The 23,031-nt window shown below is 70.6% G+C and carries 21 protein-coding genes and 1 tRNA gene; 11 read left to right on the forward strand and 11 right to left on the reverse strand.

The window, feature by feature from the left end; all coding sequences use genetic code 11:
* Positions 1-21: 21 nt before the first annotated feature.
* The 4 genes from OOK07_RS21660 to OOK07_RS21675 form a co-directional block, all read right to left on the reverse strand.
* The gene (locus OOK07_RS21660) at positions 22-1,482 is read right to left on the reverse strand and encodes an FtsW/RodA/SpoVE family cell cycle protein (protein WP_266798027.1); all 1,461 of its coding nucleotides are present in this window, start codon (positions 1,480-1,482) and stop codon (positions 22-24) included.
* 27 nt (positions 1,483-1,509) lie between these two features.
* Entirely contained in the window at positions 1,510-3,063 is a 1,554-nt protein-coding gene (locus OOK07_RS21665; RefSeq protein WP_266801997.1) for a Stp1/IreP family PP2C-type Ser/Thr phosphatase, read from the reverse strand.
* A gap of 98 nt (positions 3,064-3,161) precedes the next feature.
* Positions 3,162-3,680, reverse strand: a complete 519-nt coding sequence (locus tag OOK07_RS21670; protein ID WP_266517894.1) for an FHA domain-containing protein FhaB/FipA — start codon at positions 3,678-3,680, stop codon at positions 3,162-3,164.
* Positions 3,681-3,690: 10 nt separating this feature from the next.
* On the reverse strand, positions 3,691-4,545 hold the full coding sequence (locus tag OOK07_RS21675) for an FHA domain-containing protein (RefSeq protein WP_266682444.1): 855 nt from the start codon (positions 4,543-4,545) through the stop codon (positions 3,691-3,693).
* A 629-nt stretch (positions 4,546-5,174) separates the two neighbouring features.
* On the opposite strand from OOK07_RS21675, the gene OOK07_RS21680 reads away from it, so the two are divergent.
* From OOK07_RS21680 to OOK07_RS21700, 5 genes are all read left to right on the forward strand, one after another.
* Positions 5,175-5,261 (forward strand) — tRNA-Leu (locus OOK07_RS21680).
* A gap of 219 nt (positions 5,262-5,480) precedes the next feature.
* On the forward strand, positions 5,481-6,911 hold the full coding sequence (locus OOK07_RS21685) for a DUF2252 domain-containing protein (RefSeq protein ID WP_266683657.1): 1,431 nt from the start codon (positions 5,481-5,483) through the stop codon (positions 6,909-6,911).
* Positions 6,912-6,951: 40 nt separating this feature from the next.
* Complete coding sequence (locus tag OOK07_RS21690) at positions 6,952-7,431, forward strand: hypothetical protein (RefSeq protein WP_266682445.1); 480 nt, start codon at positions 6,952-6,954, stop codon at positions 7,429-7,431.
* 76 nt (positions 7,432-7,507) lie between these two features.
* Positions 7,508-8,350: a J domain-containing protein gene (locus OOK07_RS21695; RefSeq protein ID WP_266682446.1), complete on the forward strand. Its 843-nt coding sequence runs from the start codon at positions 7,508-7,510 to the stop codon at positions 8,348-8,350.
* Positions 8,351-8,624: 274 nt separating this feature from the next.
* Positions 8,625-8,954: a rhodanese-like domain-containing protein gene (locus OOK07_RS21700; protein WP_266801998.1), complete on the forward strand. Its 330-nt coding sequence runs from the start codon at positions 8,625-8,627 to the stop codon at positions 8,952-8,954.
* Positions 8,955-8,988: 34 nt separating this feature from the next.
* Here OOK07_RS21700 and OOK07_RS21705 read toward each other — a convergent pair whose 3' ends face one another.
* The 6 genes from OOK07_RS21705 to paaA form a co-directional block, all read right to left on the reverse strand.
* A complete protein-coding gene (locus tag OOK07_RS21705) occupies positions 8,989-10,122 on the reverse strand; it encodes an acyl-CoA dehydrogenase family protein (RefSeq protein WP_266798029.1) in 1,134 nt (377 codons plus the stop codon).
* Between the two features lie 194 nt (positions 10,123-10,316).
* A complete protein-coding gene (locus OOK07_RS21710) occupies positions 10,317-11,378 on the reverse strand; it encodes a 2Fe-2S iron-sulfur cluster-binding protein (protein WP_266798031.1) in 1,062 nt (353 codons plus the stop codon).
* Positions 11,378-11,905, reverse strand: a complete 528-nt coding sequence (gene paaD, locus OOK07_RS21715) for a 1,2-phenylacetyl-CoA epoxidase subunit PaaD (protein ID WP_266798033.1) — start codon at positions 11,903-11,905, stop codon at positions 11,378-11,380. The genes OOK07_RS21710 and paaD overlap by 1 nt, the downstream gene beginning before the upstream one ends.
* The gene (gene paaC / locus OOK07_RS21720; RefSeq protein ID WP_266682450.1) at positions 11,899-12,660 is read right to left on the reverse strand and encodes a 1,2-phenylacetyl-CoA epoxidase subunit PaaC; all 762 of its coding nucleotides are present in this window, start codon (positions 12,658-12,660) and stop codon (positions 11,899-11,901) included. Before paaC ends, paaD begins: the two co-directional genes overlap by 7 nt.
* Positions 12,657-12,944 carry a 1,2-phenylacetyl-CoA epoxidase subunit PaaB gene (paaB, locus tag OOK07_RS21725; RefSeq protein ID WP_266798034.1) on the reverse strand — a complete coding sequence of 96 codons (288 nt, stop codon included), beginning with the start codon at positions 12,942-12,944 and terminating at the stop codon, positions 12,657-12,659. Before paaB ends, paaC begins: the two co-directional genes overlap by 4 nt.
* The gene (gene paaA, locus OOK07_RS21730) at positions 12,941-13,936 is read right to left on the reverse strand and encodes a 1,2-phenylacetyl-CoA epoxidase subunit PaaA (protein WP_266682452.1); all 996 of its coding nucleotides are present in this window, start codon (positions 13,934-13,936) and stop codon (positions 12,941-12,943) included. Before paaA ends, paaB begins: the two co-directional genes overlap by 4 nt.
* A 788-nt stretch (positions 13,937-14,724) precedes the next feature.
* Between paaA and OOK07_RS43715 the strand changes: the two genes are divergently transcribed.
* The 4 genes from OOK07_RS43715 (at position 14,725) to OOK07_RS21750 (ending at position 19,037) form a co-directional block, all read left to right on the forward strand.
* Positions 14,725-15,363: a DUF5819 family protein gene (locus OOK07_RS43715; RefSeq protein ID WP_405671330.1), complete on the forward strand. Its 639-nt coding sequence runs from the start codon at positions 14,725-14,727 to the stop codon at positions 15,361-15,363.
* A complete protein-coding gene (locus tag OOK07_RS21740) occupies positions 15,360-16,619 on the forward strand; it encodes an HTTM domain-containing protein (RefSeq protein WP_266798038.1) in 1,260 nt (419 codons plus the stop codon). Before OOK07_RS43715 ends, OOK07_RS21740 begins: the two co-directional genes overlap by 4 nt.
* Positions 16,620-16,765: 146 nt before the next feature.
* Positions 16,766-17,530 carry a TrmH family RNA methyltransferase gene (locus tag OOK07_RS21745; protein ID WP_266682455.1) on the forward strand — a complete coding sequence of 255 codons (765 nt, stop codon included), beginning with the start codon at positions 16,766-16,768 and terminating at the stop codon, positions 17,528-17,530.
* 169 nt (positions 17,531-17,699) lie between these two features.
* Positions 17,700-19,037 (forward strand): IS4 family transposase, encoded by a 1,338-nt coding sequence (locus OOK07_RS21750; RefSeq protein WP_266801994.1) that lies wholly within the window; start codon positions 17,700-17,702, stop codon positions 19,035-19,037.
* A gap of 17 nt (positions 19,038-19,054) precedes the next feature.
* On the opposite strand, the gene paaN is transcribed toward OOK07_RS21750, so the two are convergent.
* Positions 19,055-20,761, reverse strand: a complete 1,707-nt coding sequence (gene paaN, locus OOK07_RS21755) for a phenylacetic acid degradation protein PaaN (RefSeq protein ID WP_266682456.1) — start codon at positions 20,759-20,761, stop codon at positions 19,055-19,057.
* 160 nt (positions 20,762-20,921) lie between these two features.
* On the opposite strand from paaN, the gene OOK07_RS21760 reads away from it, so the two are divergent.
* Together OOK07_RS21760 and OOK07_RS21765 are read left to right on the forward strand one after the other, a co-directional pair.
* The gene (locus tag OOK07_RS21760) at positions 20,922-22,439 is read left to right on the forward strand and encodes a 3-hydroxyacyl-CoA dehydrogenase (protein ID WP_266798040.1); all 1,518 of its coding nucleotides are present in this window, start codon (positions 20,922-20,924) and stop codon (positions 22,437-22,439) included.
* Positions 22,436-23,026: a TetR/AcrR family transcriptional regulator gene (locus tag OOK07_RS21765; protein ID WP_266682458.1), complete on the forward strand. Its 591-nt coding sequence runs from the start codon at positions 22,436-22,438 to the stop codon at positions 23,024-23,026. The genes OOK07_RS21760 and OOK07_RS21765 overlap by 4 nt, the downstream gene beginning before the upstream one ends.
* The last annotated feature ends 5 nt before the right edge of the window (positions 23,027-23,031 follow it).

Here is a 23,031-nt window from a genome sequence, read left to right on the forward strand (position 1 = left end):
TGTTTCGGGGAGTGATCAGCATCACTCCACCGGTCCGGCGCCGCCGGGGCGGACCACCTGGGTCATCTCGGCGTCGGGGTTACCGGCAGGGGTGGGTGCCGGGCGGCGGGCGGTGTCGCTGATTCTGATGAGGATGCCGATCAGGGCCCAGTTGGCCAGCACGGAGGAACCGCCATAGGCCAGGAACGGCATGGTCATACCGGTGAGCGGGATGAGGCCCATGACACCGCCGGCGACGACGAACACCTGGAGGGCGAAGGCGCCTGAGAGGCCGATGGCGAGCAGCTTGCCGAAGGGGTCGCGGGCGGCGAGTGCGGTGCGCACGCCGCGCTCCACGATCAGGCCGTAGATCAGCAGGATCGCCATGATGCCGGCCAGGCCCAGCTCCTCGCCGAAGGTGGCGAGGATGAAGTCGGAGTTGGCGGCGAACCGGATGAGCTCGGAGTGGCCCTGGCCGAGGCCGGTGCCGAGGGTGCCGCCGGAGCCGAAGGCCCACAGGGCCTGCATCGACTGCTCGGAGTGGCCGCCCACGCCGGCCTGGCTGAGCGTGTACTCCTTCATGGGGTCGAGCCATGCCTGGACACGCTGCTGGACGTGCGGTTCGAAGCTGGCCACGCCGACCGCGCCCGCCGCGGACATCAGCAGACCGAAGACGATCCAGCTGGTCCGCTCGGTGGCGACGTACAGCATGACGATGAACATTCCGAAGAACAGCAGCGAGGTGCCGAGGTCGGTCTCGAAGACCAGGATGAGAATCGACATCAGCCAGACGACCAGGATCGGACCGAGGTCGCGGCCGCGTGGCAGGTACAGACCCATGAAGCGGCGGCTGGCGAGGGCCAGGGCGTCGCGCTTCACCATCAGGTAGCCGGCGAAGAAGATGGCGAGCACGATCTTCGCGAACTCACCGGGCTGCAGGGTGCCGAGGCCCGGGACCCTGATCCAGATCTTGGCGCCGAAGATGTTGGCGCCGAGGCCTGGCACCAGCGGCAGGATGAGCAGAATGAGCGCGCCGAACATCGAGATGTAGGTGTAGCGCTGCAGGACTCGGTGGTCCTTGAGGAAGATCAACACGACGACGAACAGGGCGATACCGAGCGCCGTGTACAGAAGCTGACGGGGTGCGGCCTGCACGTAGTTGGGCAGCGACTGCAGCAGCTTGGACTGGTCGAGGCGCCAGATGACGACGAGTCCGAGGCCGTTGAGGAGCGTGGCCAGGGGCAGAAGCAGCGGGTCGGCGTACGGTGCGAACTTCCGTACGGCGAGGTGGCCGACGGCTGCCAGCAGGCCGAGTCCCAGGCCGTAGCTCAGCAGCCCGGTCGGCACCTTGTCGTCGATGGCCAGGCCCACGTTGGCGTAGGCGAACACGGGGATGACCACGGCGAACACCAGGAGCGCGAGTTCGGTGTTGCGCCGGCTCGGTGCGCCGATCGCGCCGATCGTGGACGTGTGGTGCGTCGGTGTGTTGGTAGTACTGCTCATCGTGTGACAGGGCCTCTCACGGCTTGCCTACTGCTTACCGCACAGCGAGACGACCTTCTGCTCATCCTCCGAGAGGCTGGGGCCGGGGCTGGGGGTGGGAGCGGTCGCTGATGCGGACGGGGTCGGTGAGGTCGAGGGGCTGGGTGTTGCCTTGGACGTGAGGGAGGTCCTGGTGGTTCCCGTGGTGCCGCCCGCCTCGCCCGCGCCGGTCTTCGAGTTCTTCTCGCTCTCGGCCGCCTGACGCTCGGACTCCTTCTTGCACGCGGAGGCCTGCACGGCAAGCTCGTTGATCTTCGACTGGGCGTCGGTCAGGCCGCCCTCGGCGATCGTGCTCCTGACCTGCTTCTGCTGGTACGGCGGCAGGTACTTGAGTTCGATCTCGGGGTGGTCCCTCTCCACCTTCGACAGCGACACCCAGGCCAGGTCCTGGCTGATGCCCCGGTACAGCGCGACGTGCTCGCTCTGGGTGCCGACGTAGTACTGCGTCTGCGTCCAGCGCCAGCCGCCGTAGAGGCCGCCTCCGACGACGGCGAGCGCGAGCACGATGTAGAAGGATCTCTTCGCCCACCTGCTGCCCCTGCGGGGTTTGACGAAGTCGGCGTCGCTGTAGTCGCCAAAACCGCCCGTCGGGACGTAACCGGTGGTGTCGCCGGAGCCGGGCGGGCCGAACTCGCCGCCGCCCTGTCCGGGTACCTGGCGGCCGAGGCCGGAGGCGCGTCCCGCGGGGGTCTGCATGATGCCGTTGTCGTGCAGGTGGTTCTGGTTCTCGGCGACCGCGCCGACCACGACCGGGGTGTCGGAGAGCTGCCCGGCGAGGGTGTCCGAGGTGTCGAGGTCGAGGACGTCGGCGATGATGACCGTGATGTTGTCGGGTCCGCCGCCGCGCAGTGCGAGCTCGATCAGGTTCTGGACGGTCTCCTGGGGGCCCTGGTAACTGGCGAGGGTGTCCTCGAGCGTCTGGTGGGAGACGACGCCGGACAGGCCGTCGGAGCAGATCAAGTAGCGGTCGCCGGCGCGGACTTCACGGATGGAGAGGTCGGGCTCGACGTGCTCGCCGCTGCCCAACGCCCGCATGAGCAGGGAGCGTTGGGGGTGGGTGGTGGCTTCCTCTTCGGTGATGCGGCCCTCGTCGACCAGACGCTGCACCCAGGTGTGGTCCTGGGTGATCTGGGTGAGGACGCCGTCGCGGAGCAGGTACGCGCGCGAGTCGCCGACGTGCACGAGTCCGAGGCGCTGGCCGGTCCACAGCAGGGCGGTGAGCGTGGTGCCCATGCCCTCCAGCTGCGGGTCCTCCTCGACCATGGCGCGCAGCTGGTCGTTGGCACGCTGCACGGCGGTGCCGAGGGAGGTGAGGATGTCGGAGCCCGGCACGTCGTCGTCGAGCGCGACGATGGTGGAGATGGCCTCGGAGGAGGCGACCTCGCCGGCGGCGGCGCCGCCCATGCCGTCGGCGATCGCGAGCAGACGCGGACCGGCGTATCCGGAGTCCTCGTTGCCCTCCCGGATCATGCCTTTGTGCGATCCGGCGGCGAAACGCAGTGACAGACTCATGCGCACCTCGCCCGTCGGCTCCGGGTACATCCGCACGGTGCCCACCCTCCGGTCGGGAGCGCGCCGGGGCCCGTGGTGGGGGCCGCCGCTGCGTGCTCGCTCCGCTCGCGCTCTTTCATGACGTAGTACTACTTCCGCAGCTCGATGACTGTCTTGCCGATGCGGATCGGCGCGCCCAGCGGAATCGGCGTGGGGGTCGTCAGCCGGCTCCGGTCGAGGTACGTGCCGTTGGTCGAGCCCAGGTCCTCGACGATCCACTGGCCGTCGCGGTCCGGGTAGATCCTGGCATGGCGGCTGGAGGCGTAGTCGTCGTCCAGCACGATCGTGCTGTCGTGCGCACGGCCCAGGGTGATGGTCTGGCCCTGCAGCGCGACGGTCGTGCCGGTGAGGGTGCCCTCGGAGACGACCAGTTTGCTGGGGGCGTTGCGGCGCTGGCGGCCGCCGCCGGCGGCCTGCTGCCGCTGTTGCGGCGGCGCGGCCTGCTGCCGCGCCGCCTGCTGCGGCCGGGCGGCCTCGCGCCTCGACCCGCGCTGCGTGACGCGCGTACCGAACAGATCGCTGCGGATGACCTGCACGGCCACGATCACGAACAGCCACAGTACGGCCAGGAAACCCAGCCGCATGACCGTGAGGGTCAGCTCTGACATTGCCCCCGCTTCACCCTTCGGCTTGCCGGTAAATGATGGTGGTACTGCCCACGACGATCCGCGAGCCGTCGCGGAGCGTAGCGCGGGTGGTGTGCTGCCCGTCCACCACGATGCCGTTGGTGGACCCGAGATCCTGGATCGTCGAGGGCGTTCCGGTCCGGATCTCACAATGCCGGCGCGAGACGCCGGGGTCGTCGATCCGCACGTCGGCTTCGGTGCTGCGGCCCAGCACCAGCGTCGAGCGGGAGATCTGATGGCGGGCACCGTTGATCTCGACCCAGTGGCGCGTGCGGCCGCCGGCCGCCGGCGGGGGAGCCGCCGCGGGCCGCTGGCCGAACGGCGCTGCACCGGAGTGCCCGCCGGGCGGAGGCGCGACCGGCATGGGCGGGGCGCCCGCCGGGGCGGCGGCCGGCGGGTAGCCGTAACCTCCGCCGGGGCGACCCGCTCCGGGAGCCGCCGGAGCGGCCGGGCCGGGAGCCTGCTGGCTGGAGGAGGAGGCGAGCGTACGGCTGCGGACCCGGTACAGGCCGGTGTCGAGGTCGTCCGCCTTCTCCAGGTGGACCTTGATGGGCCCCATGAACGTGTAGCGCTGCTGCTTGGCGTAGTCGCGCACCATGCCGGCGAGCTCGTCGCCGAGCTGGCCGGAGTAGGGGCTGAGCCGCTCGAAGTCCGGCGTGCTCAGCTCCACGATGAAGTCGTTGGGTACGACGGTCCGGTCGCGGTTCCAGATGGTCGCGTTGTTGTCGCACTCGCGCTGGAGCGCTCCGGCGATCTCCACGGGCTGGACCTCGGACTTGAACACCTTGGCGAAGGTGCCGTTGACCAGACCTTCGAGACGCTGCTCGAACTTCTTCATGACTCCCATGAGGCACCTCCTCCGATCTCGCTGCCGTCCTGTGTCCCGCCTGGCGGGCCCTGCGTTACCTGGTACTGCTTACTGATCGTATCCACGCGCGGGTGAATCGGCTGGTTCCCCCCGTCGGCCTCGTCGACGGGTGTCGACGCTCGACGAAGTTCCTTCCGGAAGTTCCCTCCGAAGCTCTCCTTCGAACTCTTCCCGCGCACTCCTTCTGCCAAGGATCGTAGAGGCGGCCGCTGACCAGTGTCCCGCACCTGACTGTGGTCCCTGCCCGGCTCCTGGGGAGACGGGCAGGACCGGTACGAGGTTGATACGTGAACCGGCACGTGTTGATACGCAGCGAGGGGCTTGGCGGGTCGGTCGGGCATGGGTCGGGTCCTGGGGCGAGTCGGGGGTCGGGTTCCGGGTCGAGTCGCGCGGTGCGTCCGGTCCTGGGCCGAGTCGTGAAGTGGGGGGTGGGGGGAGTCCGGCCGGACGCCGGTCGGACGGCCGGCCTCGGCCGGATGTCACGTTTGTGCTGGTGAGCGGCTGCCCAGGCATAAGGGATGTGAACCCACCCCGGCCAGCGTGCTAATGTTCTGCGTGTCGGAAGGCGCCAGCCCAACAGGGTCCGGAGCCGGAGGACACACCCAAATGCGCGGGTGGCGGAATAGGCAGACGCGCTGGATTCAGGTTCCAGTGCCCGCAAGGGCGTGGGGGTTCAACTCCCCCCTCGCGCACCAGTCGAAAGCCCCCAGGTCTCGGACCTGGGGGCTTTCGCGTTGTCCGGGGCCGTGTGAGGCGTATTACCTGGTGAGGACAATCACATGCCCCGCTCCCCCGGTCCCGCGCCGGAGTTTTCCACAGGTGCGGAGTTGTCCACAGGGCCTGACGCGCTTCGGCCACCGGCTGTACGGTCGGCACGAGTTGATGTTCGTGCACGTGCGGGGGAGGCGGTCGTGTTGACCGGAGTCGGAGAAGCGGCGGCGGTGGCGGCGGAGTCGGGTGTGCGGCGGCTTCCGCGAGTGCAGGGTTTCGCCAGGTGGCCCGTCGAGGGTTCACCCAAGGACGAGGGCAAGGCGCTGCGCAAGCGGGTGCCGCGCAGTGCGCACTCCGCGCTCGACCTCGACGGCTCCCGTCCGCACGCGGCCGTCGCGGTCGAGGAGTCCCACCGCGGCCGGATTCCGGAGCTCACCCCGATACGGGCGGGCCGGATGGCGGCCACCCCCTTCGCCTTCCTGCGCGGCTCGGCGGGCCTGATGGCGTACGACCTCGCGCGCACGCCGATGACGAGGATCCGGGCGCAGATCTGCGGAGACGCCCATGCCGCCAACTTCGGCCTGTACGGCGATGCGCGCGGCGACCTGGTCATCGATCTGAACGACTTCGACGAGACGGTTCACGGCCCCTGGGAGTGGGACCTCAAACGGCTCGCCGCCTCGCTCGTGCTCGCCGGCCGGGAGGCGGGCGCCGACGAGGATCAATGCCGCAAGGCGGCGTACGACGCGACCGGCGCCTACCGCCGCACCATGCGGCTGCTCGCCAAGCTGCCGGTGCTGGACGCGTGGAACGCCATCGCGGACGAGGAGCTCGTCTCCCACACCGACGCCCACGACCTTGTGGGCACGCTGGAGCGGGTCTCCGAGAAGGCGCGTGCCAACACGAGCGGACGCTTCGCGGCGAAGTCGACGGAGCAGCTCGAGGATGGCGGGCGCCGCTTCGTCGAGGCGCTGCCGGTGCTGCGGCGGGTGGCGGACGAGGAGGCCGTGGCGGTGGCGGCGGCTCTTGAGGAGTACGTGACGACGCTCTCCGAGGACCGGCTCCCGCTGCTGGCCCGCCATGCGGTGCACGACGTCGCCTTCCGGGTCGTCGGCACGGGCAGCGTGGGCACGCGGTCGTACGTCGTGCTGCTCCTGGACCACCGGGGGCAGCCCCTCGTCCTCCAGGTCAAGGAGGCGCGCCCTTCGGTGCTCGTGCCGCACCTGGTGACCGCGGGCTTCGAGGCGCCGGAGGTGGCGCACGAGGGCCGCCGGGTGGTTCTCGGGCAGAAGCGCATGCAGGTCGTCAGCGACATCCTGCTGGGCTGGACCTCGGTGGACGGTCGGCCGTTCCAGGTACGGCAGTTCCGCAACCGCAAGGGCAGCGTCGACCCCGCGGCGCTGGCCGCGGACCAGATAGACGACTACGGCCGCATGACCGGCGCACTTCTGGCCCGGGCCCACTCCCACAGTGCCGACCCGCGCCTGGTCGCCGGGTACTGCGGCAAGAACGAGGAACTGGACGAGGCGATCGCCGACTTCGCCGTCGTCTACGCCGACCGCACGGAGGCCGACCACGGCGATCTGGTGTCCGCGGTGCGGGCGGGGCGGATCGCGGCGGAGACGGGGGTGTGAGGGGGCGTGCTCGCAGGAGACGGCCTGTGAGGAGCGTGGGGTGAAGTACGTCGACCTCGACGGGCGGGACGGTGATGTGACGGGGATCATCGACCCGCGGCCCTATCTGGCCCGGCTGCCGGCGCTTGCCCCGCAACTGCCGCCGGGGGCACGGGCGTTCGCCACGGATTCGGGCCACTACGACTTCCACGGCAAGCGCTGTGTGAAGGATCTCAGACCGCAGGGTGTGCGCCGGATCGGCGAGGACGAGATCGAGATCCGCTTCGGTCACAACTGCTTCAAGCACGACCAGGACCTCCTCGTGCGGTACGAAGGGGTCTCGCGCTTCCAGGTGGACGTCCTCGACGTGTGCGATGTGAGCGGGCTGGGCGATGTGATCCTCGACGAGGTGCTGCCGCACGCGGACGGCTGCACCCATGAGATCGCGTGCCGGCCCGGGACCCTGATGGTGGCCTGCCGGGACCTGGCGGTGCAGTGGGTGGACGCGGAGTGTGCTGAGGCTCGGGGCGAGGGACGGTGACGTCGGGGGCGATGGGTGATGTTGGCGGTGGCGGTGGGCCGGAGTGGTCGCCCCCGTCGTGGCCTACGCTGGGCGGGTGACGAGCCCGGAAGCTGAGCAGGGTGGTGTCGCCGGTGAGGCGCAGGCGACGCCCCAAAACGGTGCGCCCCGTCCCGAGGAGCGGCTGGAGCGAGCCGTGCGGGCCGCCGAGCAGGCGCTGATCGAGTACGAGATCGCGGTGGAGACCTTCCGCGTCGAGGTCGAGAACTTCTCCCGGCTGCACCACCAGAAACTCGGCCCGATGTACGCCCGCCTCGACGAACTGGACGCGGAGATCGCCGAGGCCCGGGCCGCCCGCACCGGCGACCCCGAGGACGTGCGCAAGGCGGACGAGGCCCGGGCCCGGGTGCTGCCGATGCCCGGAGTCGAAGAGCTGTTCCACGGCTGGATGGACGGAGAGGGCCTCTTCCCGGAAGCCGTGGCGATGCTCACGGACCAGCCCGTGCGGCCTCCGCAGCGGGTGCGCCCCAGCGACGAGGCCCGCAAGCTCTACCGCGAACTGGCCCGCAAGGCCCACCCCGACCTGGCACAGGAGGACACCGAGCGGGCGCGGCGTGAGGAGTTCATCACCCGGGTCAACGCTGCCTATGCCCGTGGCGACGAGACCCTGCTGCGGGAGCTCGCCGAGGAGTGGGCCAAGGGACCGGCGCCGCAGGAGCGCGGTCCGAGCCACAGCGAGGAGCTCTACGCCCGCCTCGAATGGCTCGCCCAGCGCAAGGAACTGCTCTCGCTGGTAGCCAAAGAACTGGAGGAGAGCGCGATCGGCGCGATGCTGCGGCTGGCACCGGACGATCCCGACCGGCTCCTGGAGGAGATCGCCGAAAAGCTCCTGGCCGATGTCTCCCAGCGCGAGGCGGAGCTGGCCGAGCTGCTGGGGTGAGCCGCGGCCGCGGGTCCGTCCTTGGGGGCGTGTGACCCGGGGGCGCGCGATCCGGGGCGTCCGACCCGGGCGTGTGGTCCATGCGCGCCGATGCTGCGCGGTGGCCGTGAGGCGGTCGTGAGGCGGTTGCCCTTTGGTGCGGGGGCAGTCGTTTCGGTTCGGGGCTGTCGCCGGATCGCTGTGCTTGTGAGCCTGCTCGTCCCGCGCGCTCCGGCCGCCCGTTCCGTGGTCGCCCGCGTCGGGTAGCGTCTCCGGCATGCATTTCGGAGCTGGTGTGCCCACGGTCGAGGTCGGAGACCTCAAGGACGGCGACTTCCTGCTGGACGTCCGCGAGGACGACGAGTGGCAGGCGGGTCATGCGCAAGGGGCACTGCACATCCCCATCAGCGATTTCGTCGCGCGCTACGGCGAGCTCACGGAGGCCGCGCCGCAGGACGGCCGCGTCAACGTGATCTGCCGCTCCGGTGGCCGCTCGGCGCAGGTCGCGATGTACCTCGTCCAGCAGGGCGTCGACGCCGTGAACGTCGACGGCGGCATGCAGGTGTGGGCGTCCGCGGGCCGCCCCGTCGTGACGGACGAGGGGCAGCCCGGGTTCGTCCTGTAGCCCGCGAGGGCCGGGCTCGGCCGAGTGGCAGGACTCAGCCGAGCGGGTGCGCCGCCAGCAGGTCGCCCAGGGCTTCCTCGTGCGCAGCCGCCGGGCCGAGCTGCAGCTCCAGGTGCTTGGCCCAGGCGTGGTACCGGTGCAGGGGGTACTCGACGTCGGCCCCGAACCCGCCGTGCAGGTGCTGTGCAGTCTGCACGACCCGCCGGACGCCCTCCGAGGCCCAGATCTTGGCGACGGCGACGTCACCGGAGACAGGCAGCACGCCGGACGCCGCCGAGGCGATCCGCCACGCGGCCTGCCACAGTGTCACCTCCATCGCGCGCAGGTCGATATAACGGTCGGCGGCCTGCACGGCAACGGCCTGGAAGGTCGCGACGGGGAAGCCGAACTGCTCCCGCTTGCCGGTGTATTCACTGGTCATCGCGAGCACCCGCTCACCCAGGCCGAGGCTCAGCGCACATGTCCCGCAGGTCAGCAGCTCGCGCAGCCATTCCCAGGCGCCGTCGGCGTCGATGACGTCACGGTTCGCTATCCGCGTGGATTCCAGGCGCACCTCGCCGAGCCGCTCGCCGGTGGTGGAGATCTGCTCACCGAGGCAGACGCCCTGGTGGATGCGGGGGACCACGGCGAGGAGGGTCCGGCCGGCGGGAGTGTGGGCCGGTACGACGACGAAGTCGACGGTGTGTGCCCAGGGCACCGCCGTCTGTATCCCGTCCAGGATCCACGCGTCGCCGTCCTGCTGCGCGGTCACGGCGAGTTCGGCCGGATCGTGGCCGGTAAGGCCGTTCGCGGCGACGGTCAGCACCACCTCGCCCCGCCCGGCACGGGAGAGCAGCGACGATCTCAACTCCTCGCCACCGTAGGCCTGTACGGCGGCTGCGGCGGCGCTGGTCTCCAGCAGCGGGACGCGCGCCAGGGCCTTGGCCGACTCCCGCAGCACCAGGCAGAGCGCGATGGCATCCAGGCCCGCCCCGCCGTACTCCGTGTCCAGCAGCAGGCTCAGCAGGTCCGCCTCGGCGAGTCTGGTCCACAGAGCGCGGTCGAAGTCGTCGGCGACGGCGCCCGGCACCAGCGAGGGACTGGGCACCGCGTCCGGCACGACCCCGGCGAACACCCCCCGTGCCGCCTCGGCCGCCGCCTGCTGTTCCTCGGTGAAGGTGAAGTCCACGTCCTGTCCCTCCAGCGGGTCCGCTGATCTGACGGACCGTCAAGATAGAACAGGTTCTAGAAGAAGGGAACGGCGCGGCCGAACCGACCGGAGCGGCACCGACGGGGTCCAGGTGTCGCGGCCCGGCCCGCCGCCGAGCCGCCGGCCGGCGAGCCGCCCGCCGCCGCGCCACCCGCCACCGGGCGCCCTCGCCGTCAGCGGTCGAAGTCCAGCTCCACCTTCTCCGTCACCGGATGCGACTGGCACGCCAGCACATACCCGGCATCCGTCTCCTCCGGCTCCAGCGCGAAGTTGCGGTCCATGCGCACCTCGCCGTTGACCAGGAAGGCCCGGCAGGTCCCGCACACTCCGCCCTTGCAGGCGTAGGGCGCGTCGGAACGGTTGCGCAGGACCGTCTCCAGCAAGGACTCGCCGTCCTGCACGGGCCAGGTCCCGCCGCGGCCGTCGAGCCGGGCGGTCACCGTGCTGTGCGCGAGGGCGGTCACGGCCGCGGTGGGGGTGGCGGCGTCCACGTGGAAGATCTCCTCGTGGATGCGCGTGCGGGCCACACCGAGGCCGCGCAGGGCCCGCTCGGCGCCTTGCACCAGCCCGAACGGTCCGCACAAGAACCATCCCGCCACTTGTCCCACCGGCAGCAGCGCCGGGAGCAGCCCGGTCAGCCGCTCCTGGTCGAGCCTCCCGGACGGCAGGCCCGCCTGTTGTTCCTCCCGGGACAACACCGTCACCAGCTGCAGCCGCTGCGGATGGCGGTCCTTCAGGTCGGCGACCTCGTCGAGAAACATCGTCGAGGCGGCCGTCCGGTCGCTGCGTATCAGACAGAACCGGGCTTCCGGCTCACGCGCCAGCAGCGTCGAGACGATCGACAGCACCGGGGTGATGCCACTGCCGCCCACGATCGCCGCGTACAGGCCGGGTGCCGGGTCGAGGGTGAAGCGGCCGGCCGGGGTCATCACCTCCAGCTCGGCGCCGACGTTGATCTCCTTGAGCGCGTAGGTCGAGAACGCTCCGCCTTCGACCAGCCGCACCCCGACCCGCAGCGTGTGGGGGCCCTCGCCGTCGAGGGACGGGGCCGGGGAGCAGATCGAGTACGTGCGCCGTATCTCCGCTCCGTCGGTTCGGCGGCGCAGGGCGAGGTGTTGGCCCGCGGCGTGCCGGTACTCCTCGCGCAGGTGAGGCGGCACGGTGAGAGTGAGGGCCACGGAGTCGTCGGTGAGCCGGTCGACCGCCGCCACCGGGAGCGCGTGGAAGCGGGCCATCACAACTCCTTGAAGTGGTCGAAGGGTTCACGGCAGGCAAGACAGCGCCGCAGTGCCTTGCAGGCGGTGGAGGAGAAGCGGCTGAGCAGCTCGGTGTCGGCGCTGCCGCAGTGCGGGCAGTGCACGGGGTCCGGTGCGGCGGCCGTCGTGCGCGTCGGGCCGAGTTCCAGGGAGACCGGTCCCGGCTCCGTTCGCGCGCGCGGGGGCGCTATCCCGAACTCCCGCAGCTTGCGCCGCCCTTCGGCCGTGATGTCGTCGGTCGACCAGGCGGGCTGCAGCACCGTGCGGACGGTGACGTCGCGCATGCCGTGCGCGTGCAGCGCCCGCTCTATGTCCAGGGCCATCGCCTCGATGGCCGGGCAGCCGGTGTACGTCGGGGTCAGCTCGACCTCGACCGCGTCCGCGCCGCGCACATGCACCGCGCGCAGGACGCCGAGCTCCTGCAGGCTGAGCACGGGCAGTTCGGGGTCGGGCACCGCGCCCGCGACCGAGAGGAGTTCCGCCTCCAGCGCGGTGGTGGTCACCATGACGCCCCCGGGTGGCTGCGGTGCAGATGCTGCATCTCGGCGAGCATCCGGCCGAAGGGCTCGGTGTGCACGCCCTGGCGTCCCGCGCCGGCCGTCCACCCACCCGTCCGCGGTCCCTCGGGGACCGTCAGGGTGGCCCGGTGCAGCACGGTCTGGACGGACTCCAGCCAGGCCGTCTCCATCCCGGCCCGGTCGACCTCCAGGCCGTCCACCGGCTGGAACATCTCGCCGGTGAACCGCCACAGGGCCGTGCACGCGCGCTGCATGCGCTCGTGGCCGGTCTCCGTGCCGTCGCCGAGCCTCAGCGTCCACTGCTCGGCGTGGTCGCGGTGGTAGGCGACCTCCTTGACGGCCTTCGCGGCCAGGCCGACCAAGGGGCCGTGGCCGGTGGCCAGCTCCGCGTACAGCAGGTGCTGGTAGGTGGAGAAGTAGAGCTGGCGGGCGATGGTGTGGGCGAAGTCGCCGTTCGGCTGTTCCACCAACTGGAGGTTGCGAAAGGCGCGTTCCTCCCGCAGATACGCCAGCTCGTCCTCGTCGCCCGCCATCGACAGCAGCACGCGGGCCTGGCCCAGCAGGTCCAGCGCGATGTTGGCGAGGGCGACCTCCTCCTCCAGGACGGGAGCGTGCCCCGCCCACTCTCCGAGGCGGTGCGAGAGCACCAGGGCGTCGTCGCCGAGGGCGAGGGCAGCCGTTGTCGGGGGAGTCGTGGTCGCCGTAGCTGTCGTGGTTGCTGGGGTTGTCTCAGGGGTGCTCACAGGTGCTTCACCCCCTCCGGGATCTCGTAGAACGTCGGGTGCCGGTACGGCTTGTCGGCGGCCGGTTCGAAGAACGGGTCCTTCTCGTCCGGTGACGACGCGGTGATCGATGACGAGGGGACGACCCAGATCGAGACGCCCTCGCCGCGGCGGGTGTACAGGTCACGGGCGTTGCGCAGGGCGAACTCCGCATCCGGGGCGTGCAGGCTGCCGGCGTGGGTGTGGGAGAGGCCGCGGCGTGAGCGCACGAAGACCTCCCACAGAGGCCAGTCGGTGTTCGTCATGCTCGCGTCGCTCCTGTCTCGCCGGTGTGCTTGGCCGCGTAGGCCGCGGCGGACTCCCGTACCCAGGCGCCCTCGTCGTGGGCGCGTTTGCGCTGGGTGATCCGCTGTTCGTTGCACGGGCCGTTGCCCTTGAGGACCTCCCGGAACTCCGTCCAGTCGATCGCGCCGAAGTCGTGATGTCCCCGCTCCTCGTTCCACCTGAGGTCGGGGTCGGGGAGGGTGAGGCCGAGGGACTCGGCCTGGGGGACGCAGATGTCGACGAAGCGCCGGCGCAGCTCGTCGTTCGAATGCCGCTTGATCTTCCACGTCATCGACTGCTCGGAGTGTGCCGACTCGTCGTCGGGCGGGCCGAACATCATCAGGGACGGCCACCACCAGCGGTTCACCGCGTCCTGTGCCATCTCGTGCTGTGCCGTGGTGCCGCGGCTGAGAGCGAGCAGCAGCTCGTATCCCTGGCGCTGGTGGAAGGACTCCTCCTTGCAGACGCGGACCATCGCGCGTGCGTAGGGGCCGTAGGAGCAGCGGCACAGCGGGACCTGGTTGGTGATCGCGGCGCCGTCCACCAGCCAGCCGATCGCGCCGACGTCCGCCCAGGTCAGCGTCGGGTAGTTGAAGATCGAGGAGTACTTCTGCCGGCCCGAGTGGAGCTTGTCGAGCAGCTCTTCGCGGCTGGTGCCGAGGGTCTCGGCGGCGCTGTACAGATACAGGCCGTGTCCCGCCTCGTCCTGAACCTTGGCCATCAGGATGGCCTTGCGGCGCAGGCTGGGCGCGCGCGTGATCCAGTTGGCCTCCGGCTGCATGCCGATGATCTCGGAGTGGGCGTGCTGTGCCATCTGCCGGACGAGCGTCGCGCGATAGGCGTCGGGCATCCAGTCACGCGGCTCGATGCGCTCGTCGGCGGCCACGGCGGCGTCGAAGGCACGCTCGTACGCACCGGTGGCGGCGGTGTCTTCCTCGGTGTCGTACGTCTGGTGCGCGGCTGCTGTAGCCATGAGGTCCCCCTCGACCTGGGCTCTGTCCGGAGCAGGCTCCCGACCGATCGTTCGGTTCATGCGCTTCCATGGTGGGACGGGCGCCGTAAGGTGTCAACCGCTGTGGATAACCTGCGGGCGTGCCCTGTGGACAAAGGGGGGACCTCGCGTACGCCGTGATCGGCCGCCCGGCAGGGGCTGTGCCGCACGGGCGGGCCTGAGTACGGTGCCCGTGCGAGAGCGGCGGCGCGCTGCGCACAGGCGGCACGGCGTCCCTGCGGCCGGGCGGCCGGGGCGCTGGAAGAACGACCGGGATCGGGAGACGGGGCGGAATGGACGCGTACGGCACAGACTCGGACGCCCGGCGCGGGCCGGACAGGCCCGGCGGTGCGCCGGATCCGGACAAAGCGCCCGAGGCGGACGGGCCGTACGAGCCTGAGGGGTCTCCGGAAGGAGACGGCCCGTCCGAACCTGACGACGCATCCGAGCCCGCCTGCGGATCCGAGCCCGAAGGCGCACGCGAGTCGGACGGGTCACGCGAGGCCGACGCTGCACCGGATCCCGACGGTACGTCTGACCGTGACGGTTCACCCGCGCCCGACGGCGGACCGAAGCGGATCGCTGGTTCTGAGCGGATCACCGGTTCGAGGCGGATAGCCGGTTCGGACACGGGCGGAGTCGATCCTGGGGCCTGGCCCTCCGCAGGTTCCCCCGCCGCTCCCGCACCCGTCTCCACCTCCACCTCCACCTCCACTTCCACCTCTGTCTGTGCCTCTGTCTCCGGCCCGGACCCTGAGCCGCGTACCGGTGTGGCCGCGCTCTCCCCGCGCTACCAGATCGGCGCCGCGCTGGCGCTCGCGGTCGTCGCCGTCGTCGCCTGTGTGCACGTCGGCATGGTCTTTCTGCACGTCGCGCCGGCGAACACGCTGACCAAGGCGCACGGCAAGGCGATCGACGACTGGATCTACCCGGAGTTCGAGCAGAACTGGAAGCTCTTCGCGCCGAACCCGCTGCAGCAGGACATCGCGGTCCAGGTCCGCGCCGAGGTGCAGGCGAAGAACGGAGAGCTGCGGACCACCGGCTGGTACGACCTGTCCGCCGAGGACGGCCGGGCCATCGACGGCAATCTGCTGCCCAGCCACACACAGCAGAACGAACTGCGCCGGGCCTGGGACTTCTTCGTCGCCACGCACGACAGCACCAACCGCTCGACGGGCTTGCGCGGCACCCTGTCCGAGAGTTACCTGCGGCGCGTAGTGATGCTGCGCCTGGACCGCGACGACGCGTCCGGCAAGGGCGGCGTCATCGAGCAGGTCCAGGTGCGTTCCCGTACCACCAACGTGCCGCCGCCGAAGTGGAGCACGGAGAAGATCTCGGACAAGCCCATGGACCGTGTGCTGCCCTGGTGGCCGGTCACGGCCGCCGACACCGACGGAGGCGCCGAGTGAACCGCTTCGCCCTGGCGGTCTCCTCCGCCATCTCGCGCATCACCGGGGCGGCGCTCGGCCCGTATCAGACCGCCGTGGTCCGCATAGGCTTCAGCGCGACCTGGCTGCTGTTCCTGCTGCGCGAGACCCCCCACCGCGAGGAGCTGTACGGTCCGGGAAGCCCGTGGAGCTGGGGCCTTGCCCAGCAGCTGATCTCGTCCAACAGCGCCTTCACAGCTCTGATGTGGTCGGACACCCGGGGCTGGTTCGAGATCGTCTACGTGCTCGCCGTCTTGTCGAGCCTGCTGCTGCTGCTCGGCTGGCGCACCCGCACCATGTCCGTTCTGTTCATGATCGGCGTCCTCACGCTGCAGAACCGCAGCGTCTTCATGGGGGACGGCGGCGACAACGTCCTGCACCTGATGTCCGTCTACCTCGTGTTCACGCGCTGCGGCCAGGTCTGGTCGCTGGACGCGCGGCGGGCACGGATCGCGCGTGAGGCACGCGCGCGTGGGGAGTACGTCTCGGGCCAGTACGTCTCGGACGAGTACGTCCTGGACCAGTACGTCCCGGACCGGGTCGGCCCGGTGTTGTGGGGCCTGCTCGGGTTCGCGCTGGTCGCGGTGACCGCCGGCGGCCGGTTCGACGGTGTCGACCCGACCGCGCCGGTGATCCTGTGGGTCGTGTGGCTCGCCTCCGCCCTGGCGTGGGTCGTGAGGCGCAGGGCGAAGAGCGAGGAGCCCCGGATCCTGCTGGACGTCATAGCCAACATCGTGCACAACGGCGCCCTCTTCGTGATCATGGCAGAGGCCTGTCTGATCTACGCGACAGCCGGCTGGTACAAGATCCAGGGCACGCGCTGGCAGGACGGCACCGCGGTCTACTACCCCCTCCACCTGGACTACTTCACGCCCTGGCCCGGGCTCGCCGATCTGCTGTCCTCCAGCGGCACGATGGTGATGCTGGTGACGTACGGGACCGTCATCGTGCAGGTCGCCTTCCCCTTCACCCTGTTCAACCGGCGGGTCAAGAACGTCCTGCTGGCCGCGATGATGACCGAGCACGCCGTGATCGCCGTGGTTCTCGGCCTGCCGTTCTTCTCGCTCGCCATGATCGCGGCGGACGCGGTCTTCCTGCCGACGTCGCTGCTGCGCCGCCTGGGCGGCTGGGCGGCACGCGCGCGTGAGCGCGTCCTTGCCCGCGGCGGCCGTGTGACGCTGCCGGGGCCGCGGGCCCAGGAAAACCCCGAGCCCACACGAGCGGGCTCCACGGCCTGAGCGCAGCGCCCAACACGATAGGGCCCCACGGCGTGAGCGCAGCGCCCGCGCACGCGATCTCGCCGGCATGGTCTCCCGGGCATCCGGCGTGATCTTCCTGGCATGAGGGCGGAGTGCCGTGCGCACGCGCACGTAGGCTGCACGCCATGACCGACCCCACTGCAGGCCCTGTGAGCGACTGGCGCCGGCTCGCCGGCACCTGCGTGCTGCTCGACGGCTTCCACGCCCTCAAGCACGCCGTGCGTTTCGGAGCCGAGGTGCCGGTGGCGGTCACCGCCGACCGCCGCGCGGCGCTCGCCCTCGCCGACGAACTGGCCCCCGACGTACGGGACAGGCTGGCCGAACTCCTCACCGAGGTGCCGGAGTCGGCGTATCGGAGTCTGGTCCCGCGCCCGCACCCCACGGCCGTGGCGGCCCTGGCCGTACGACCGTCCCGCGCGGCCAGCCTCGACAGGCTGGCGCACACCCCCCGTACCGCACCCGTCGTGGTCCTCGACAACCCGCGCAACCTCGGCAACGCGGGTGCCGTGATCCGGCTGGCCGCCGGGTTCGGCGCGACCGGGGTGGTCACCACCGGCACGCTGGATCCCTGGCACCCCACAGTCGTGCGCGGCGGGGCGGGACTGCACTTCGCGACCGCCGTGGAACGGCTGGCCGTCGACGAGCTGCCGACGGGCCCGCTGTACGCCCTGGACCCGGAGGGCGACGACATCCGGGGGGTCAAGCTCCCGGACGACGCCGTCCTCGCCTTCGGCTCCGAGCGCAGCGGGCTGTCCGCCGGACTACGCGCACGGACCGACCACTTGCTGTCTCTCCCGATGCGTCCCCAGGTCTCCAGCTACAACCTGGCGACGAGTGTGGCCATGACGCTGTACCACTGGAGTGCCACCGGGGGCGCGAGCGCCCTTTAGGCCAAGGCCATGAAGTTACGGGGCGGGTCCGTGGCTGCAAGTGGGGTCTGATCTGGAGGAACACCGGACGCGAGAAGCGGAGCCCCGGTAGAACTGGCTGGTCCGCCAAGACAAGCCGTTCACAGCACCGGAGGCTCCGCTGTCGGGTCAGTGTGTCATCAGCCGCGAGATCGCGGTAGCCGACGGTCTTTTCGCTCCGGGTCACTTGGGTGAGTTGACGCAGATCGTCCCGTTCGAGATGGTCGACGCCGCCCTGGCTGAGTGCGGGGCCGTCCAGCAGCGATTGCGGAAACTCCCCGCCCGGGTGGTCGTCTACCTCCTCCTGGCCGCTGCTCTGTTCGAGGAGTGCGGCTATCCGGCGGTGTGGGCCAGGCTGACCTCCGCACTGCACTGCCTGCCGGTCCCGAAGGTCACCGCAACGGCACTGTGGCACGCCCGCGCCCGGCTCGGTGTCCGCCCCATGCGGGCCCTGTTCGACCTGCTGCGCGGCCCGGCGAGCGCGATCCGCACCACCGGGGCCCGCTGGGCGGGTCTGCTGGTCGTCGCCGTCGACGGCACCTACCTCGACGTCCCCGACGCTCCCGCCACCCGGGCCCACCTGGGCAAAGGCTCCAACCAGTACGCCACTTCAGGCTATCCCCAGATCTGCCTGGTCACCCTGGTCGCCTGCGGCACCCGGGCCGTGATCGACGCGGTCTTCGGCCCGCGCACCAGCGGCGAGACCACCCATGGCAAGCGCCTGGCCCGCTCCTTGCACGAGGGCATGCTCGTCCTGCTGGACCGCGGCTTGTCCTCCAATGCCTTCCTGACCACGGTCGCGGACACCGGCGCCGCGTTCCTCGCCCGGCTGTCCGCCACCCGCAAACCACCCATCCTGCACCGCTACGAGGACGGCTCGTTCCTGTCCAGGATCGGCCGGCTGGAGGTCCGCGTCATCGAGTGCGAGATCACCATCGCCACCACCGCCGGGCGCACCACCGGTGTCTACCGGCTGGCCACCACCCTGCTCGACCACCGCCGCTACCCGGCATTCGAGCTGGTCAAGCAGTATCACGAGCGGTGGGAAGTGGAGTCCGCCTTCTTCGCGATCAAGAAGTCCATCCTCGGGCGCCGGGTCCTGCGCGCCCGGACCATGTCCGGTATCGCCCAGGAGGTCTACGCCCTGCTGACCGCCTACCAGCTGATCAGGATTGCCATCGCCGACGCCACCGCGACCCTCCCCCACGCGGACCCCGACCGGGCCAGCTTCAGCATCGCCCTCCACACCGCCCGCGACCAGGTCGTCCAAGCCGCAGGCATCATCGCCGACACCACCATCGACCTCGTCGGAACCATCGGACGAGCCGTCCTGAACCACCCGATGACAGCCCGCCGCCTGCGCGTCAGCCCCCGCGCCGTCAAGCGACCACTGTCCCGATACGCGTACAAGAGCCTGCGAGTGGACCGACGCACCTACAAGGCCACCATCAGCATCGACATCCTGTTGACAGGGCCCATCAGCCCATAACTTCACGGCCTTGCCCTTTAGGCCTCCCGGCGGACCTCCACCACACGGAAGCGGTTGGCCACGAACGCGCCGTCCGTGAGCGCCGCGTTGGCCGCAGGGTTGCCGCCCGAGCCGTGGAAGTCGGAGAAAGCGGCGGTCTGGTTCACGTACACCCCGCCCGTGAGGTTCAGCGACAGCTGGGCGGCCTCTTCCAGGCACACCTCCCGGACCGCCTGCTCGACCTCCGCGTCGGTCGTGTAGGCCCCGACCGTCATCGCGCCCTTCTCACGGATGGTGCGCCGCAGCAGCTCCGCCGCATCGGCCGCAGAGTCGACCGCGACGGCGAACGAGACGGGACCGAAGCACTCGCTCATGTACGCGGCCTCGTCGTCCGCCCCCTCCCAGTACTTCCGCGCGCCGTCCAGCTTCACGATCACGGGGGTGCGCACGACCGCGTCCGGGAACTCCGGGTTGCTGATCTCCCGTGAGGCCAGGGCGACTTCACCGAGACCGGCCGCGGCCTCCAGGCGGGCCTTCACGTCCGGGTTGACGATCGCGCCCAGCAGGGCGTTCGCGCGCGCGTCGTCGCCGAGCAGGCCGTCCACCGAGCGGGCTAGGTCGGCGACCACCTCGTCGAAGGTGCGGGGCCCGTCGTCGGTGCGGATGCCGTCACGCGGAATCAGCAGGTTCTGCGGGGTGGTGCACATCTGGCCGCTGTACAGCGACAGCGAGAACGCCAGGTTGGAGAGCATGCCCTTGTAGTTCGACGTGGAGTCCACGACGACCGTGTTCACGCCGGCCTTCTCCGTGTAGACCTGCGCCTGGCGGGCGTTGGCCTCCAGCCAGTCGCCGAAGGACGTCGAGCCCGTGTAGTCGATGATCCGGATCTCCGGGCGGGTGGCCAGCGTCTTGGCGATGCCCTCACCGGGACGCTCGGCGGCCAGGGCCACCAGGTTCGGGTCGAAGCCGGCCTCGGCGAGCACCTGACGGGCGACCTGCACGGTGAGCGCCAGCGGCAGCACCGCGCGCGGGTGGGGCTTGACCAGGACCGCGTTGCCGGTGGCCAGGGAGGCGAACAGGCCCGGATAGCCGTTCCACGTCGGGAAGGTGTTGCAGCCGATGACCAGCGCGATCCCGCGCGGGACCGACGTGAACTGCTTGGTCAGGGCGAGCGGGTCGCGCTTGCCCTGCGGCTTGCTCCACTCCGCCGTGTCGGGTGTGCGGACCTGCTCCACGTACGCGTACGCCACCGCCTCCAGGCCGCGGTCCTGCGCGTGCGGGCCGCCCGCCTGGAACGCCATCATGAACGCCTGGCCGCTGGTGTGCATGACCGCGTGTGCGAACTCGTGCGTCCGGTCGCTGATCCGCTTGAGGATCTCCAGGCACACCATCGCGCGCATCTCCGCGCCCGCGTCCCGCCACGCGCGCTGTCCGGCCTTCATGGCGGGCAGCAGCTCGTCGATGTCGGCGTGCGGGTAGCTCACGCCCAGCTCGATGCCGTACGGCGAGACCTCGCCGCCCACCCAGTCGTCCGTGCCGGGCTGGCCGAGGTCCAGGCGGGTGCCCAGGAGGGCGTCGAAGGCGGCCTTGCCCGCCGCCATGTCCAGGCTGCCGCTCTCGCCGTAGGCCTTGGGGTGTTCGGGGTGCGGGGACCAGTACGCGCGTGTGCGGATCGCTTCCAGCGCCTGGTCGAGGGTGGGCCGGTGCTGGGAGATCAGCTCGTGCGTGGTCAGTTCGGCGGCCATGCTGGGTCAACTCCTCGTCTTGTGAACTCTTCGTCGAGTTCATGACCTGGGCAGAAACATGGGCAGGAACAGCCGGTCAGAGTTAGAGTAACCGAACGATCGGTCGGGACAAGGGGGTCCGCCGCATCTGTGGAAAACCCCGTGCGGGAGGATCGCGCACATGACAGCACTCGACCTCAGCAGCCCCGTGGCCGTCGTCGGCGCCGGCACCATGGGCCAGGGCATCGCCCAGGTCGCACTGGTCGCAGGCCATCGCGTACGGCTGTACGACGCCGCTGCCGGGCGCGCCCGGGAAGCCGCCGAGGCCATCGGCGCCCGTCTCGACCGGCTCGTCGAGAAGGACCGGCTGGCGGCCGCCGACCGGGATGCGGCACGCGACCGTCTGCTGCCCGCCCAGAGCCTCTCCGAGCTCGCCGACTGCTCCCTGGTCGTCGAGGCAGTGCTGGAGCGGCTGGACGCCAAGCAGGAGCTACTGCGCGAGCTGGAGGGCATCGTCGGCGAGGACTGTCTGCTCGCCACGAACACCTCGTCCCTGTCCGTCACCGCCATCGGCGCCGTGCTGCGCAACCCGGGCCGCTTCCTCGGCCTGCACTTCTTCAACCCCGCGCCGCTGCTGCCTCTCGTCGAGGTCGTCTCCGGGTTCGCCACCGACGTCTCGTCGGCCACGCGCGCGTACGAGATGGCACGCGCGTGGGGCAAGACACCCGTCGCCTGCGCCGACACCCCCGGGTTCATCGTCAACCGCATCGCCCGGCCCTTCTACGCCGAGGCCTTCGCGGTCTACGAGGGCCAGGGTGCCGAACCCGCCACCATCGACGCGGTACTGCGCGAGTCCGGCGGCTTCAGGATGGGCGCCTTCGAGCTGACCGACCTCATCGGGCAGGACGTCAACGAGTCGGTCACGCACTCCGTGTGGCAGTCCTTCTTCCAGGATGTGCGCTTCACGCCCTCGCTCGCCCAGCGGCGTCTGGTCGAGTCGGGCCGGCTCGGCCGCAAGAGCGGTCACGGCTGGTACGACTACGGCGACGACGCCGAGAGCGCCGAGCCGCACACCGCGGAGCCCGCACAGCCGCCCGCGTACGTCGTCGTCGAGGGCGACCTCGGCCCCGCGTCCGAGCTGCTCACACTGATCCGCGAGGCGGGCATCGCCGTACGCGAGGAGGACGAGGACCACGGCACCCGGCTGGTGCTGCCGGGTGGCGGCCAGCTGGCGCTCGCCGACGGCCAGACCTCCGTGGAGTTCCGCGACGTCGTCTACTTCGACCTCGCCCTCGACTACCGCAGGGCCACCCGCATCGCCCTGTCCGCCTCCCAGGACACTGCGCCGAAGACGCTCGCGGAGGCCACCGGCCTCTTCCAGGCGCTCGGCAAGGACGTCAGCGTCATCGGTGACGTACCCGGCATGATCGTCGCCCGCACGGTCGCCCGGATCGTCGACCTGGCGCACGACGCCGTCGCCAAGGGCGTGGCCACCAAGGAGGACATCGACACCGCGATGCGCCTGGGCGTGAACTACCCGCTCGGACCCTTCGAGTGGAGCCGCAAGCTGGGCCGCAACTGGGCGTACGCCCTTCTCGACGACCTGCACCTGCGCGACCCCTCAGGGCGTTATGCGCCGTCCCTCGTGCTGTACCGCCACGCGTACGCCACCGACAAGCGGGAGGGCAGCACGTCATGACCACCGCCAAGCGCGACACGTACACCCCCGAGACGCTGCTGTCCGTCGCCGTCCAGGTCTTCAACGAGCGCGGCTACGACGGCACCTCCATGGAGCACCTCTCCAAGGCGGCCGGCATCTCCAAGTCGTCGATCTACCACCATGTGGCCGGCAAGGAGGAGCTGCTGCGCCGGGCCGTCAGCCGGGCGCTCGACGGGCTCTTCGGGATCCTCGACGAGGAGCACGCGCGCGTGGGGCGCGCCGCCGAGCGCTTCGAGTACGTCGTCCGGCGCATGGTCGAGGTGCTGATCGGCGACCTGCCGTATGTGACGCTGCTGCTGCGTGTGCGCGGCAACACGGCCACCGAGCGGTGGGCCCTGGACCGGCGCCGGGACTTCGACCACCAGGTGGCCGAGCTGCTGAAGGCGGCGGCCGCCGACGGGGACGTGCGCGAGGACGTGGAGGTGCGGCTCGCCACGCGGCTGGTCTTCGGGATGATCAACTCGATCGTCGAGTGGTACCGGCCGGACGGGCGGGGCACGAGCGAGCGCGAAGTCGCCGAGGCGGTCGTGCAGTTGGTCTTCGGAGGTCTCCGCAAGGAGACCTGAGAGGT

The sequence above is a fragment of the Streptomyces sp. NBC_00078 genome (genome assembly GCF_026343335.1).
Taxonomy (GTDB): Bacteria; Actinomycetota; Actinomycetes; order Streptomycetales; family Streptomycetaceae; genus Streptomyces.